The sequence below is a fragment of the Microbacterium sp. BG28 genome (assembly GCF_034044005.1).
Lineage (GTDB): Bacteria > Actinomycetota > Actinomycetes > Actinomycetales > Microbacteriaceae > Microbacterium.
Map to the genome: position 1 here is coordinate 867,929 of NZ_JAXCHA010000003.1, position 13,913 is coordinate 881,841.

Annotated in this window: 14 protein-coding genes; 11 read left to right on the forward strand and 3 right to left on the reverse strand. The window is 69.1% G+C overall.

What is annotated here, in order from left to right:
- The first annotated feature begins 74 nt into the window (after positions 1–74).
- Together rho and prfA are read left to right on the forward strand one after the other, a co-directional pair.
- Complete coding sequence (rho, locus tag SK224_RS15120; RefSeq protein ID WP_320435474.1) at positions 75–2,054, forward strand: transcription termination factor Rho; 1,980 nt, start codon at positions 75–77, stop codon at positions 2,052–2,054.
- A gap of 26 nt (positions 2,055–2,080) precedes the next feature.
- Positions 2,081–3,157, forward strand: a complete 1,077-nt coding sequence (gene prfA / locus SK224_RS15125; protein ID WP_320435475.1) for a peptide chain release factor 1 — start codon at positions 2,081–2,083, stop codon at positions 3,155–3,157.
- A 10-nt stretch (positions 3,158–3,167) separates the two neighbouring features.
- On the opposite strand, the gene SK224_RS15130 is transcribed toward prfA, so the two are convergent.
- The 3 genes from SK224_RS15130 to cysK form a co-directional block, all read right to left on the reverse strand.
- Complete coding sequence (locus SK224_RS15130) at positions 3,168–4,565, reverse strand: amidase (protein ID WP_320435476.1); 1,398 nt, start codon at positions 4,563–4,565, stop codon at positions 3,168–3,170.
- Between the two features lie 106 nt (positions 4,566–4,671).
- Complete coding sequence (epsC, locus tag SK224_RS15135) at positions 4,672–5,247, reverse strand: serine O-acetyltransferase EpsC (protein WP_320435477.1); 576 nt, start codon at positions 5,245–5,247, stop codon at positions 4,672–4,674.
- Positions 5,247–6,185, reverse strand: coding sequence for a cysteine synthase A (gene cysK, locus SK224_RS15140; protein ID WP_274287655.1), 939 nt, complete (start codon positions 6,183–6,185; stop codon positions 5,247–5,249). The genes epsC and cysK overlap by 1 nt, the downstream gene beginning before the upstream one ends.
- A 97-nt stretch (positions 6,186–6,282) precedes the next feature.
- Between cysK and prmC the strand changes: the two genes are divergently transcribed.
- The 9 genes from prmC to atpA all read left to right on the forward strand — a co-directional run bounded on the left by prmC (position 6,283) and on the right by atpA (position 13,904).
- Positions 6,283–7,188: a peptide chain release factor N(5)-glutamine methyltransferase gene (prmC, locus tag SK224_RS15145; protein WP_320435478.1), complete on the forward strand. Its 906-nt coding sequence runs from the start codon at positions 6,283–6,285 to the stop codon at positions 7,186–7,188.
- Positions 7,189–7,254: 66 nt separating this feature from the next.
- On the forward strand, positions 7,255–7,947 hold the full coding sequence (locus SK224_RS15150; RefSeq protein ID WP_320435479.1) for an L-threonylcarbamoyladenylate synthase: 693 nt from the start codon (positions 7,255–7,257) through the stop codon (positions 7,945–7,947).
- Complete coding sequence (locus SK224_RS15155; protein WP_320435480.1) at positions 7,944–9,110, forward strand: MraY family glycosyltransferase; 1,167 nt, start codon at positions 7,944–7,946, stop codon at positions 9,108–9,110. The genes SK224_RS15150 and SK224_RS15155 overlap by 4 nt, the downstream gene beginning before the upstream one ends.
- Positions 9,107–9,604: a hypothetical protein gene (locus SK224_RS15160; RefSeq protein ID WP_320435481.1), complete on the forward strand. Its 498-nt coding sequence runs from the start codon at positions 9,107–9,109 to the stop codon at positions 9,602–9,604. Before SK224_RS15155 ends, SK224_RS15160 begins: the two co-directional genes overlap by 4 nt.
- 114 nt (positions 9,605–9,718) lie before the next feature.
- Positions 9,719–10,543 carry a F0F1 ATP synthase subunit A gene (atpB, locus tag SK224_RS15165; RefSeq protein ID WP_413816796.1) on the forward strand — a complete coding sequence of 275 codons (825 nt, stop codon included), beginning with the start codon at positions 9,719–9,721 and terminating at the stop codon, positions 10,541–10,543.
- 40 nt (positions 10,544–10,583) lie between these two features.
- Positions 10,584–10,820: a F0F1 ATP synthase subunit C gene (atpE, locus tag SK224_RS15170; RefSeq protein WP_320435482.1), complete on the forward strand. Its 237-nt coding sequence runs from the start codon at positions 10,584–10,586 to the stop codon at positions 10,818–10,820.
- 28 nt (positions 10,821–10,848) lie between these two features.
- Positions 10,849–11,409 (forward strand): F0F1 ATP synthase subunit B, encoded by a 561-nt coding sequence (locus tag SK224_RS15175; protein WP_320435483.1) that lies wholly within the window; start codon positions 10,849–10,851, stop codon positions 11,407–11,409.
- On the forward strand, positions 11,409–12,200 hold the full coding sequence (locus SK224_RS15180; protein WP_320435484.1) for a F0F1 ATP synthase subunit delta: 792 nt from the start codon (positions 11,409–11,411) through the stop codon (positions 12,198–12,200). The genes SK224_RS15175 and SK224_RS15180 overlap by 1 nt, the downstream gene beginning before the upstream one ends.
- Before the next feature lie 63 nt (positions 12,201–12,263).
- Positions 12,264–13,904, forward strand: a complete 1,641-nt coding sequence (gene atpA / locus SK224_RS15185) for a F0F1 ATP synthase subunit alpha (RefSeq protein WP_320435485.1) — start codon at positions 12,264–12,266, stop codon at positions 13,902–13,904.
- Positions 13,905–13,913 lie beyond the last annotated feature (9 nt).

Consider the following 13,913-nt stretch of genomic DNA (forward strand, 5'->3'; position numbering starts at 1 on the left):
GTGTGGACGAATGCCTGTCTGTTGGGCCTTCTGTGCGGTCACGCGCTGACACACGTTTCATCAAGGGAGTACTCGTGGAGTCCATCTCCGAGATCCAGTCCACCGACGCCAACGTCGACGACACCGTCGCCGAGGCCGTCCCCGCCGCCGAGGCGCCCGCATCCGAGGCGGCCGCCGCGGATGCCGCCGTCGCCGAAGCCCCGGTGAAGGCACCGCGCAAGCGCGCGCCCCGCCGCGCGAAGAGCGCCGAGGCCCCCGCCGCGGAGGCCGCTGCTGCTGTCGAGGTCGCCGAGGAGGCGCCCGCCGCTGCCGAAGCTCCGGCCATCGAGGCACCTGCCGCCGCCCCCGCCACGGACGACGCAGCAGCCGAAGAGGCGCCCGCGGCCAAGGCTCCGGCCAAGAAGGCCCCGCGCCGGGCGCGCAAGACTGCAGCCGCTCCCGAGGAGGCGCCCGCCGAGGTCGCCGCAGAGGCGACGGCTCCGGAAGCCGCCACCGAGGCCCCGTCGACGGATGCCGCGACGGCCGGGTCCGGGTCCGAGACCGCGCCCGCCGAGACGGCCGACGCGGCACCGGCTGCCGACGCCTCCGGTGAGAACAGCTCGGGCGAGGATGCCTCCGGCGCCGAGGGCGAGCAGAACGCCGAGGGTGAGCAGGGCGGCCGCAGCCGAAGCCGCAGCCGGAGCCGCAACCGCAACCGACGCGAGAACGCTCAGGGCGCAGCCGGCCAGAACAGCCAGAACGGCCAGCAGAACCAGGGGCAGAACGCCGCGCCCGCCGCCGCAGAGGACGACGAGCAGCAGTCCGGTCGGGGCCGCCAGCGCAACAAGCGTCGCGGCCAGGGCCAGGGCGATGAGTTCGAGACCGAGATCGGCGAGGACGACATCCTCATCCCGATCGCAGGTGTGCTCGACGTGCTCGACAACTACGCATTCGTGCGCACGTCCGGCTACCTGCCGGGCGCGAGTGACGTATATGTCTCGCTCGGCCAGGTCAAGAAGTACAACCTCCGCAAGGGCGACGCGGTCGTCGGCGCGATCAAGCAGCCCCGCGAGGGCGAGCAGTCGGGTCGCCAGAAGTACAACGCGCTCGTCAAGGTCGATGCGATCAACGGTCTCTCCGTCGAGGATGCGGCTGATCGCGTCGAGTTCGGCAAGCTCACCCCGCTCTACCCGCAGGAGCGTCTGCGTCTGGAGACCGCGCCCGAGAAGCTGACGCAGCGCATCATCGATCTCGTCGCTCCCATCGGCAAGGGCCAGCGCGGCCTCATCGTCGCACCGCCCAAGGCCGGCAAGACCATCGTTCTGCAGCAGATCGCCAACGCGATCGCGCACAACAACCCCGAGGTCCACCTCATGGTCGTGCTCGTCGACGAGCGCCCCGAAGAGGTCACCGACATGCAGCGCACGGTGAAGGGCGAGGTCATCGCGTCCACCTTCGACCGTCCCGCCGAAGACCACACCACGGTCGCCGAGCTCGCCATCGAGCGTGCCAAGCGCCTCGTGGAGCTCGGTCGCGACGTCGTCGTGCTGCTCGACTCGATCACCCGCCTCGGTCGCGCGTACAACGTGTCGGCGCCCACGAGCGGTCGTGTGCTCTCCGGCGGTGTCGACGCTGCGGCCCTCTACCCGCCCAAGCGCTTCTTCGGCGCTGCGCGCAACATCGAGAACGGCGGCTCGCTGACGATCCTCGCGACCGCGTTGGTCGAGACCGGCTCCAAGATGGATGACGTCATCTTCGAGGAGTTCAAGGGCACCGGCAACAGCGAGCTGCGGCTCAGCCGTCAGCTCGCCGACAAGCGCATCTTCCCCGCGGTCGACGTGAACGCGTCGAGCACGCGTCGCGAAGAGATGCTGCTCTCGGCGGACGAGGTCAAGATCACCTGGAAGCTGCGGCGCGCGCTGGCGGGTCTCGACCCGCAGCAGGCCCTCGAGGTCGTGCTCGGCAAGCTCAAGGAGACCTCGTCGAACGTCGAGTTCCTCGTGCAGATGCAGAAGTCCATCCCGGCTCCGGCCTCGGGCGGGCATTCGCACGGTCACGAGAACAACATCCGCTGACCCCGTCGGCCGTGTCCGATTCCGGCATGTTCGAGTCCGTTCGCGGACTCCTCGACGAGCACAAGGCGGTCCAGGAGGAGCTCTCCGACCCCGCCGTGCACGCCGACGCGGCCCGCGCGAAGCGGGTGAACCGACGCTACGCCGAGCTCTCCCGCATCGTGCACGCGTACGAGGCGTGGCAGGGGTCCGTGGAAGACCTCGCAGCAGCCCGTGAACTCGCGGGCGAGGATGCGGCGTTCGCCGATGAGGTTCCCGCGCTCGAGGAGCAGCGCGACGCCGCCCAGGAGCGGCTGCGGCGCCTGCTCATCCCGCGCGATCCCGACGACGCGCGTGACGTGATCATGGAGATCAAGGCCGGCGAGGGCGGTGCCGAGAGCGCGCTGTTCGCGGCGGACCTGCTGCGCATGTACGTGCAGTACGCGGCGTCTCAGGGGTGGAAGACCGAACTGCTCGAGCGCAACGAATCGGACCTGGGCGGCTACAAGGACGTCCAGGTGGCGATCAAGGGCTCCAGCACCGACCCCGCCGCCGGGGTGTGGGCCCACCTCAAGTACGAGGGCGGCGTTCATCGCGTGCAGCGGGTACCGGCGACCGAGTCGCAGGGCCGCATCCACACCTCCACCACCGGTGTCCTCGTCTTCCCCGAGGTCGATGAGCCGGAGGAGATCCAGATCGATCAGAACGATCTGAAGATCGATGTCTTCCGTTCGTCCGGCCCTGGCGGTCAGTCGGTCAACACCACGGACTCGGCCGTGCGCATCACCCACGTGCCCACGGGCATCGTCGTGTCGATGCAGAACGAGAAGAGCCAGCTGCAGAACCGTGAGGCGGCGATGCGCGTGCTGCGCGCCCGCCTGCTCGCCAAGCAGCAGGAGGAGCGGGACGCCGCCGCATCCGACGCCCGACGCTCGCAGATCCGGGGCATGGACCGCTCCGAGCGCATCCGCACGTACAACTTCCCCGAGAACCGCATCGCCGACCACCGCACCGGCTACAAGGCATACAACCTCGATCAGGTCATGGACGGGGCCCTGGGGCCCATCATCGACTCCGCCATCGCCGCGGACGAAGAAGCTCGGCTGGCGGCGCTCGCGGGGGAGTGAGCGCGTTCCGTCACCAGACGGGCGGATGCGCCAGCGCGCCGCGGTGATCTTCCAGCTGCGCCGCGAGCGACAGGATGGCGGCCTCGCCGCCGGGTCTGCCCACCAGCTGGACGGACACGGGGTGTCCGGATCTCGCAACCGTCACGGGCAGCGTCACCGCCGGCAGCCCCGCGACGTTGACGAAGCTGGAGTACGGCGCGTACTCCACCTGGAGGGCGAACGTGCGAAGCGGATCGTGTCCGTCGTACCAGCCCACCGGGCGCGGCGTCTGCGCGAGGGCGGGCATCAGGACAGCGTCGTAGGGCGCGAAGGCGGCGACGGTCTGACGCTCGAACGCCCGCGCGGCGCTCAATGCGTCCAGCGCCTCGATGCCCGACAGCGCGCGTCCCTGCTGCACAAGCCACGCGGTCAGGGGTTCGACCAGGTCCATGTCCGTGTCGGAGAGGGGGATGCGCGCGGCGCTGACCCGCCACAGCCGGCGGAACATGTCCGGATATCCGCGCGGGTGCCAGGCCGCGTCCTCGACCTCGTGCCCGTCGCCGGCGAGCCAGGATGCGGCTCGCGCGACCGCCTCGCGAGCGTCGGGATCCAGGCGGATGTCCTCGTCGTCGTCCCACGGGGACACGGTGGTGACGCCGATCCGGGCGGGCTGCGGCATCCGTCGCAGGGCATCGGTGGTGCTGCCCGGTCCGGGCGCCGCGGTCGCGTAGGGGTAGGGGGCGAGTCCGACCAGGGTGTCGAACAGGTAGGCGGCATCGGTGACACTGCGTGCGAGCGGTCCGGTCACGGCGAGCTGGTCGGGGGAGTCCAGCCCCGAGCCGATGGGCAGGCGTCCCCGTGACGGCTTGAGCCCTACGACGCCGACGGTCGCGGCGGGGATGCGGATCGAGCCGCCGCCGTCCGAACCCACGGCCGCCGGGAGCAGGCCCGCCGCGACCGCGACCGCCGCGCCGCCGCTCGACCCGCCCGCGCCGTTCGCCGGATCCCAGGGATCGCGCGCCGGTGAGTTGGTCCGCGGCTCCGTGTAGCCGGTGAGGCCGAACTCGCTCGTCGCCGTCTTGCCCACGTTCACGACGCCCGCGGCATCGAGGGCGAGCGTCAACGGATCGGACACGGCCGGGACGTGATCCGCGCGGGCGCGCGAGCCGTATCGCGTGGGTACGCCCGCCCGCGCGACCAGATCCTTGTCGGCATGGGGGATGCCGTAGAGGGGGCCGCGCGCCGTCCCCCGCGGGAGCCGCTGCGCGCGCTCGAGCGCGGCGTCAGCGGTGACCTCGGCGAATGCGCCCAGCTCCGCCCGTGCCGCGATGCGCGCCAGGTAATGCCGCGTGACCTGAACCGGATCCAGATCGCCGCCCTGCAGCATCCGCGCCAGCTCGACGAGGGACGACTCGTGCAGCTCGCTCATCCTCCGAGCGTACGGCGCCGCGACGTGTGCACGACCGGTGGTGCGTGAGTGCCACGGAGGGGCGGATGCGGCGCCGATGCTCCCGCGCACCGTGCAGACGTCGCGGCTAGATCGAGTACTCGGGCGCGGCGAGCAGCGCTCGGGTGTCCTCGTTGCGCCCGCGCGGCCGAGCCTTCGCCGGCACGCCCACCAGCACGCTATCGGCGGGGGCATCGCGGGTGACCACGGCGTTGGCCCCGACGACGCTGTGCGCGCCGATGTGTACGGGCCCCAGGATCTTGGCGCCGGCGCCAACCGCGACACCGTCGCCGAGCGTCGGGTGCCGCTTGCCCCCTTCGCGCTGACGGCCGCCCAGGGTGACACCGTGGTAGAGCATGACGTCGTCGCCGACCTCCGCCGTCTCACCGATGACGACGCCCATGCCGTGATCGATGAAGAAGCGGCGGCCGATCCGCGCGCCGGGATGGATCTCGATGCCCGTGAGCCACCGCGTCAGCTGGGATCCCGCCCGGGCGACGAAGCGCAGACGCCGACGCCACAGCGCGTGCCAGACGCGATGCGCCCAGATCGCGTGGAGCCCCGGGTACAACAGGGCGATCTCCACGCCACCGCGGGCGGCGGGATCGCGCAACCTGGCGGCGGCGATGTCTTCCCGGACGCGGCGAATCACAGCGACCGGCATCAGTCCTCGCGGAGGTCTTCGAACAGTGCAGTGGTGAGGTAGCGCTCGCCCGCCGACGGGATGATGACGACGATGTTCTTGCCCGCGGCCTCGGGGCGTGCGGCGATCTGGAGGGCCGCCCAGATCGCGGCGCCGCTGGACATGCCCACGAGCACGCCGTCCTTCGCAGCGGTCTCCCGAGCGACGCGGATCGCGTCGTCGAACTCGACATCGATGACCTCGTCGATGATGTCCCGGTTGAGGATGGCAGGGACGAAGTTGGGCCCGATGCCCTGGATCTTGTGCGGTCCCGGGTGTCCCTTGGTGAGGATGGGGGAGTCGGCGGGCTCGACGGCGACGATCTTCACGCCCGGCACGCGCTCCTTCAGCACCTCGCCGACACCTGTGATCGTGCCTCCCGTACCGATGCCCGCGACGAAGTAGTCGACCTTGCCGTCGGTGTCGCGCAGGATCTCCTCAGCCGTGGTGCGGCGGTGGATGGCGGGATTCGCCTCGTTCTCGAACTGGCGGGCCCAGACGGCGCCGGGCGTCTCGGCGACGATGCGCTTGGCCTCGTCGACCGCGAACGACATGCCCTTCGTCGGGTCGGTGAGCACGAGCTCCGCACCGAAGGCCTTCAGCAGGATGCGGCGCTCCTTCGACATCGACGCCGGCATGGTGAGGATGACGCGGTAACCGCGGGCGGCGCCGACCATCGCGAGGGCGATGCCGGTGTTGCCGCTCGTGGACTCCACGATCGTTCCGCCGGGCTTCAGCTCACCGGACGCCTCCGCAGCATCGACGATCGCGATCCCAAGGCGGTCCTTCACGCTGGAGGCGGGGTTGTAGAACTCGAGCTTGGCCAGGACGACGCCGTCGACGCCCTCCGTCACGCGGTTCAGACGCACGAGAGGCGTCTCGCCGAACGCGGAGGTGATGTCGGAGTGGATGCCGGGCATGACGCGACCTTTCGAGTCGGGGACGAGGTGCGCCCAGCCTAGGGGAGCAATCCCGGCGGAGGTCGAGTATGACGCAGCGGGTAGGCTGGGCGGGCTCATGTGTCCCTCCACGCCCTCCGATCAGTACGTCCGCGCGTCCGCGACATCGCGGATCGACGTCGTCCTCGGCGACGTCTCGGCCCGCTTCGCCCGCGCCGGCATCGTCGATCCGCGCGTCGATGCGGAGCTGCTCCTGGGGCACGTGCTGGGGATCGGTCGCGGCGAGGTGCAGGCTGCCGCCATCCGCGCGGCCGAGCTGGACTCCGACGCGCTCCAGCGCCTCCTACGCCTCGTGGAGCGCCGCGCGGCGCGCGAGCCGCTGCAGCACCTGACGGGCGTGGCGCCGTTCCGGCACCTGGAGCTCTCCGTCGGCCCGGGCGTGTTCGTGCCGCGCCCAGAAACCGAGATGGTCGCCCAGCTGGCCATCGATGCCCTGCGCGCGAGTGCATCGCCCGAGCCCGTCGCCGTCGATCTCGGAACAGGCTCCGGCGCGATCGCGCTCGCGATGGCGACCGAGGTCCCGCACGCGAGGGTGCACGCTGTGGAGAACTCCGTCGACGCTTTCATCTGGGCCAAAGAGAACTTCGCCCGCGTGAACGCCTCGAACGCGCGGCTCGTCTTCGCCGACCTGGCGGACGCGTTCGGCGATCTCGACGGGAAGGTCTCCGTCCTGGTGTCGAACCCGCCGTACGTTCCCGCGGAGGCGATCCCACGAGATCCTGAGGTGCGTCTCTACGATCCGCCGCAGGCACTGTACGGCGGCGATGACGGCCTCGACGTCGTGCGGGTGCTCGCGCGCGTCGGCCTGCGGCTGGTGCATTCCGGCGGCGCGATCATCATCGAACACGCCGAGGTGCAGGGAGCGTCGGTTCGCGAGGTCCTGACCGCGGCGGGGTGGCGATCGGCCGCCACGCACCCCGATCTCACGCTGCGCGACCGCGCCACCACTGCGATCCGCCCCTGATCCCGTGACGTGAGCGTCGCCGTGCTCCTGGGCCAGCGTTCGCCTCGTACGTAGAATGGAGCCGACATGTCCTCTCTCTACGACTGCCGCGATGAGTCGCAGCTTCTGGCCGGTATGCGTGCTGCCCGCCAGGCGATCGCGCGCGGCGAACTTGTCGTCCTGCCCACCGACACCGTCTACGGTGTCGCCGCCGACGCGTTCAGCCCCTCCGCGGTCGCTGCGCTGCTCGCGGCGAAGGGCCGCGGGCGCCAGCAGCCTCCGCCTGTGCTCGTCGCGGGCCTGTCGACCGTGCGTGCGCTCGTGAGTGACCTGCCCGAGCCCATCGAACGGCTCGTCGAGGCGCATTGGCCGGGTGGGCTCACTGTTGTCCTGCCCGCTCAACCCTCATTGTCCTGGGACCTGGGGGAGACTCGCGGTACGGTCGCCGTGCGGATGCCGGCGCACCGACTCGCCCTGGAACTCCTCGAGGAGACCGGTCCGCTGGCCGTCTCGAGCGCGAATCTCACCGGCAAACCCGCCGCCATCGACGCGCACTCCGCGCTGGTGATGCTCGGCGACAGCGTCTCGGTGTACCTCGACGACGGCGCGAGCGATCGCGGCGTGCCCTCGACGATCATCGACGCGACGCCGCTCGCGTTCGGCGGTACGGGACACGCCCGCATCCTTCGCTACGGCGCCGTCGACCGCTCCGAGATCCTGGAGGTCCTGGGCGATCGGCTTGAGCCGGAGCCGGATGAGGACGCGGGCGACTCCGCGTGACGCAGTACCTGCTGATCGCCGTCGTCACGGCGCTCATCACGGCGGCGCTGTCGTGGACGGTCTGGCGCGTCGCCATCCGGTACAAACTCCACCCGGCGATCCGTGAACGCGACGTCCACACCCGCCCGACGCCGCGTCTGGGCGGGATCGCGATGTTCCTCGGGGTGGTCGCGGCCTTCGCCATCTCTTCCACGAACCCGTTCTTCTCCATCTTCTGGATCGATCCGTGGCCCATCCTCTCGATCCTCGCTGCGACCCTGTTGATCGTGCTCGTCGGCATCGCGGACGACCTCTGGGATCTGGACTGGATGATCAAGCTGGGTGCCCAGTTCGTCGCGGCGGGCATCATCGCCTGGTTCGGGCACATCCAGATCTACGCGCTGCCGATCGGCGGGGTCACCGTGGGTTCGAGCTGGATGAGCATCGTGCTCACGGTGTTCTCGATCGTCATCGTGATGAACGCGGTCAACTTCATCGACGGACTGGACGGTCTTGTGGCGGGGGTGTGTCTGATCGCCAACGGCATCTTCTTCGTCTACGCGTACATCCTCACGCGCGATGTCGGTGCCAGCACCTACTTCAACCTGTCGTCCTTCATCGCCGTGGTCCTCGTCGGCGCGTGCGCGGGGTTCCTGCCCTTCAACTGGCACCGCGCGAAGATGTTCATGGGCGACTCGGGAGCCCTGATGCTCGGACTGCTGATGGCGACCTCCGCCGTGTCGATCACCGGCAACCTGCCGCCGGCGGCGTTGGATCCCGAACAGCTCGGCCGCTCGCAGCTGCTGGGTGCCTTCATCCCGATCCTGCTGCCCATCGCCGTCGTCATCCTGCCGCTGCTCGATTTCGGGTCCGCGGTGTTCCGTCGGATGCGTGCGGGGAAGTCGCCGTTCTCGCCTGACCGCAAGCACCTGCACCACCGGATGCTCGATATGGGCCATTCCGACCGCGATGCCGTGCTCATCTTCTACGCGTGGACGGCGATCATCGGGATCACCTTCCTGCTGATGTACATCGCCACCCGCGAGGACTGGTTCGGCCAGTACTGGATCGGTGTGGCCTTCGGCGTGGTCGGCGTTGCCGCCTGCCTCGTCGTCACCTTCTTGCCCGCCCGCCGTTCGAGATCCACCACAGCCCCCGACGAGATCGCCGAGGAAACACCATGAGTGCCCCCACCCCCGTCTCCAGCACGCCCTTCCTGCGCACCGCCCTGCTGTGGTTCGCCGCCGTGATCGGCGTGCTGCTGGTCGCCGGCGCCGTCGGCGGACTGCTCGTCGCCGGCGTCGAGGGGCTGGTCAGCGCGCTGGTCGGCGTGCTGATCTCCGCCGTCTTCCTCGGAATCACCGCCGGCAGCATCCTCATCGCCAACCGCTGGTTCGGCGACCCCCTGTACGTCCCGATCTTCTTCGGCATCGTCCTGGGCGGCTGGATCCTCAAGCTCGTCGTGTTCGTTCTGGTCATGCTCGCGCTGCGCGGAGCGCCCTGGATCGTGCCGGGCGTCTTCTTCGTGGCCCTCGTCGTGAGCGTCATCGCCTCGCTCGTGGTCGACGTCGTCGTGCTCATGCGCCGCCGACTCCCGCACGTGTCGGACACCACGCTGCCCACCGACCCCGAAGAGGGGGAGCGCACCGACGACCGACGACCGTCCGGGTCGGTGTGACTCGCCACCCTGGGAGTTTGATAGGCTGTTCCGGCACCCGACCACGAGCGCCAGAGTGCCCGAGCGCGGTGTACATCATCCATCGTCGCAACGGTTTAGACCGGTGCCCCGAAGTTGGAGCAAGCGCTGTTTAGTCAAGCTGCGACCCTGATCGTTTCCGCCGAGGAATCCGGCCCCGAGTTCCATGCGCCGTCTATCTGGGAATTCTTCCCGGATGCGATTCTCTTCGAGGGCACGCCCTTCGCGATCACGCGGATCAACCTGATCCAGATCCTGGCGACCGTCGTTCTCGTCGTTCTCTTCCTCGTCGGAACGCGGCGGATGCGGCTGGTTCCCACCCGCTTCCAGAGCGTGGTGGAGATGGGGCTGGACTTCGTCCGGGTCAACATCGCGCACGACCTGCTGGGCCGCAAGGACGGCAACCGCTTCCTCCCGATTCTCACGACCATCTTCTTCATGGTGCTGTTCATGAACATCACGGGCATCATCCCGGGTCTGAACATCGCCGGCACGAGCGTCATCGCCGTTCCGCTGCTTCTCGCGATCGTCGCCTACGTGACCTTCATCTACGCGGGTGTGAAGAAGAGCCCGGGCAAGTTCTTCAAGAACTCCCTGATGCCCTCCGGCGTGCCGTGGCCGCTGTACATCATCATCATCCCGCTCGAGTTCCTCTCGACGTTCATCATCCGGCCCGTGACGCTCACCCTGCGTCTGCTGATGAACATGATCGTCGGGCACCTCATGCTCGTCCTGTTCTTCGCGGCCACGCAGTTCTTCGTCTTCGGGCTCAGCGGATTCTGGACCCTGCTCGGTGCGGGAACGCTCGCTTTCGGCTTCGCCTTCACCCTCTTCGAGATCCTGGTGGCCTTCCTCCAGGCATACGTCTTCACCATCCTGACTGCGGTCTACATCCAGCTCGCCGTCGCTGAAGAGCACTGATCGGGACGGCACCCGCCGCCCACAACGAAAGGAAACATCCGTGGACGCAACTACGGTTCTCGCCCAGGTGACCGGATCTGTCGCGACGATCGGCTACGGCCTCGCCGCCATCGGCCCCGCGATCGGCGTGGGCATCGTCGTCGGCAAGACGATCGAGGGCGTCGCTCGCCAGCCCGAGCTCGCCGGCCGCCTGCAGGTCCTCATGTTCATCGGTATCGCCTTCACCGAGGCGCTCGCCTTCATCGGTATCGCGACCGGCTTCATCTTCGGTTTCTGAGCCCGATCGAACAAAGTAAGGAGACAGGATGCTGAACGCTCTTGTCGCCCGCGCCGCCGAGGAAGGTGGCGCGGCAGCCCCGAGCCCCCTCATCCCGGCGGTGTACGACATCGTCTGGTCGGCGGTGTGCTTCGTCGTCATCCTGTTCGTCTTCTGGCGCGTCGTGCTTCCTCGGATGCAGGAGCTCCTCGACAAGCGGGCCACTGCGATCGAGGGCAACATCGCCAAGGCCGACGAGGCCCAGCGCCAGGCCGAGGCCGCGCTCGAGGAGTACACCGCTCAGCTCGCCGAGGCGCGCAAGGAGGCCGGTGAGATCCGTGAGGTCGCCCGTGAGGACGGCAAGAAGATCGTCGCCGAGGCACGTGAGGCCGCGTCGACCGAAGCCGCCCGTGTGAGTGCCCAGGCGCGTGCGCAGATCGAGGCCGAGCGTCAGACCGCCCTGGTCACGCTGCGTGCCGAAGTCGGTACGCTCGCGCTCGATCTCGCCGGCGGCGTGATCGGCGAGAAGCTCAACGACGACAAGGCCGCTCAGGGTGTCGTCGACCGCTTCCTCGCAGAGCTCGAGGCCTCCGAGAAGGCGGCCAAGTAATGGGAAGCGCCACCACGCACGCTCTCGCGGTGACCAACGCCGCCCTGGGCGACGCATCCGGTGTGGATCTCGAGGTCGCGGGCCAGCTGTTCCAGGCCGCCCGCGTCCTCGGCTCCTCGCCCGCGCTCGCGGGTGCGGTGTCCGATTCCGCCGCGGCCGGCGACGCGCGCCGCAAGGTCATCGCGGACGTGTTCGGTCCGAGGTTCTCCTCGGTCGCCGTGCAGCTGTTGGAGACCGTGGTGGTGCAGCGCTGGTCCTCCGCCGACGAGCTGGTGGACGGCGTCGAGGAGCTCGCGGTGCGGGCCGCGTCCGTCGCCTCCTCCGGCACGGACCTGGAAGGCGAGCTGTTCGCCTTCTCCCGTACCGTGGCCGAGAATCCCGAGCTCGAACTCGCACTGGGCTCGCGCATGGGCGACAACGCCGCGAAGGGCGCTCTCGTCGAGAAACTGCTCGACGGACGCGTGAGCGCCGCGACCGTGCTGGTCGTCTCGAGCCTCGTGCAGCAGCCCCGTGAGCGTCGTGTCCGCCAGGCGCTCGCTCGTGCCCTGTCATTGGTCGCATCGCAGCGTGGTCGGGTCGTGGCCACCGTCACGGTGGCGGTGCCGCTCAGCGCCGCGCAGAGCGAACGCCTGCGCGACAGCCTGTCGGCACGTTACGGCACCGATGTGTCGCTGAGCACGGTCATCGACCCGTCGATCGTGGGCGGACTGCGCGTGCAGATCGCCGACGACGTCATCGACGCGAGCGTCTCCGCGCGCCTCGCCGACCTCCGTCAGCGGCTCGCCGGCTGACAAGACTTCCCGCCGCACCGGCGGAGACTTCGGGGCCGAGGCCCCATGAACCGAAGGAAGACAATGGCAGACATCTCCATCAGCCCCGACGTCATCCGTGACGCCCTGAAGGACTTCGTCGCAGCATACGAGCCGACCGGCGCCGCGACGGCAGAGGTCGGGACCGTCATCGACGCCGGTGACGGCATCGCGCACGTCGAGGGCCTCCCCGGCCTCATGGCCAACGAGCTCGTCGTGTTCGAAGACGGCACCCAGGGCCTTGCGCTGAACCTCGACGAGAAGGAAGCCGGTGTGGTCGTCCTCGGCGACTTCGCCGGCATCGAGGCCGGTCACCCGGTCACGCGCACCGGCGAGGTCCTCTCCGCGCCCGTCGGCGACGGCTTCCTCGGCCGGGTCGTCGACCCGCTCGGAAACCCGATCGACGGTCTCGGAGCCATCGAGGCTGAGGGCCGTCGCGCCCTCGAGCTGCAGGCGCCCGGCGTCATGCAGCGCAAGAGCGTTCACGAGCCCCTGCAGACCGGCATCAAGGCGATCGACGCCATGATCCCCGTCGGCCGCGGCCAGCGCCAGCTCATCATCGGTGACCGCCAGACCGGTAAGACGGCCATCGCGATCGACACGATCATCAACCAGAAGGCCAACTGGGAGTCGGGCGACGTCAACAAGCAGGTGCGCTGCATCTACGTCGCCATCGGACAGAAGGGCTCCACGATCGCCTCCGTGAAGGGCGCGCTCGAGGACGCCGGAGCGATGGAGTACACGACGATCGTCGCTGCTCCCGCCTCCGACCCCGCCGGCTTCAAGTACCTCGCCCCCTACACCGGCTCGGCCATCGGCCAGCACTGGATGTACGGCGGCAAGCACGTGCTCATCATCTTCGACGACCTGTCGAAGCAGGCCGAGGCCTACCGGGCCGTCTCGCTGCTGCTGCGCCGCCCGCCGGGCCGCGAAGCCTACCCGGGTGACGTGTTCTACCTGCACTCGCGTCTGCTCGAGCGTTGCGCCAAGCTGAGCGACGAGCTGGGTGCCGGCTCGATGACGGGTCTTCCCATCATCGAGACCAAGGCCAACGACGTGTCGGCCTACATCCCGACCAACGTGATCTCCATCACCGACGGCCAGATCTTCCTGCAGTCCGACCTGTTCAACGCCAACCAGCGTCCCGCGGTCGACGTGGGCATCTCGGTCTCGCGTGTCGGTGGTGACGCACAGGTCAAGTCGATCAAGAAGGTCTCGGGAACGCTGAAGCTGGAGCTCGCGCAGTACCGCTCCCTCGAGGCGTTCGCGATGTTCGCGTCCGACCTGGATGCGGCCTCGCGTCGCCAGCTCGAGCGTGGTGCTCGCCTGACCGAGCTGCTGAAGCAGCCGCAGTACTCGCCGTACCCGGTGGAGGAGCAGGTCGTCTCGATCTGGGCCGGCACCAACGGCAAGCTCGACGCGATCGCTGTCGAAGACGTGCTGAAGTTCGAGCGCGAGCTGCTGGATCACCTGCGTCGCAACACGCAGGTCCTCGACACCCTCCGCGACACCAACGTGCTCGACGACGCGACCGTCGCCGAGCTCGAGAAGGTCACTGACGAGTTCATCCTGGAATTCACCTCCGGTGGCGCCAAGGCCATCGGCGCTCCCGGCAACGAGCAGTTCGCTGCCGCCGAGGTCGAGGACATCAACCAGGAGAAGATCGTCAAGGGCCGTCGCGGCTGACGTACGGAA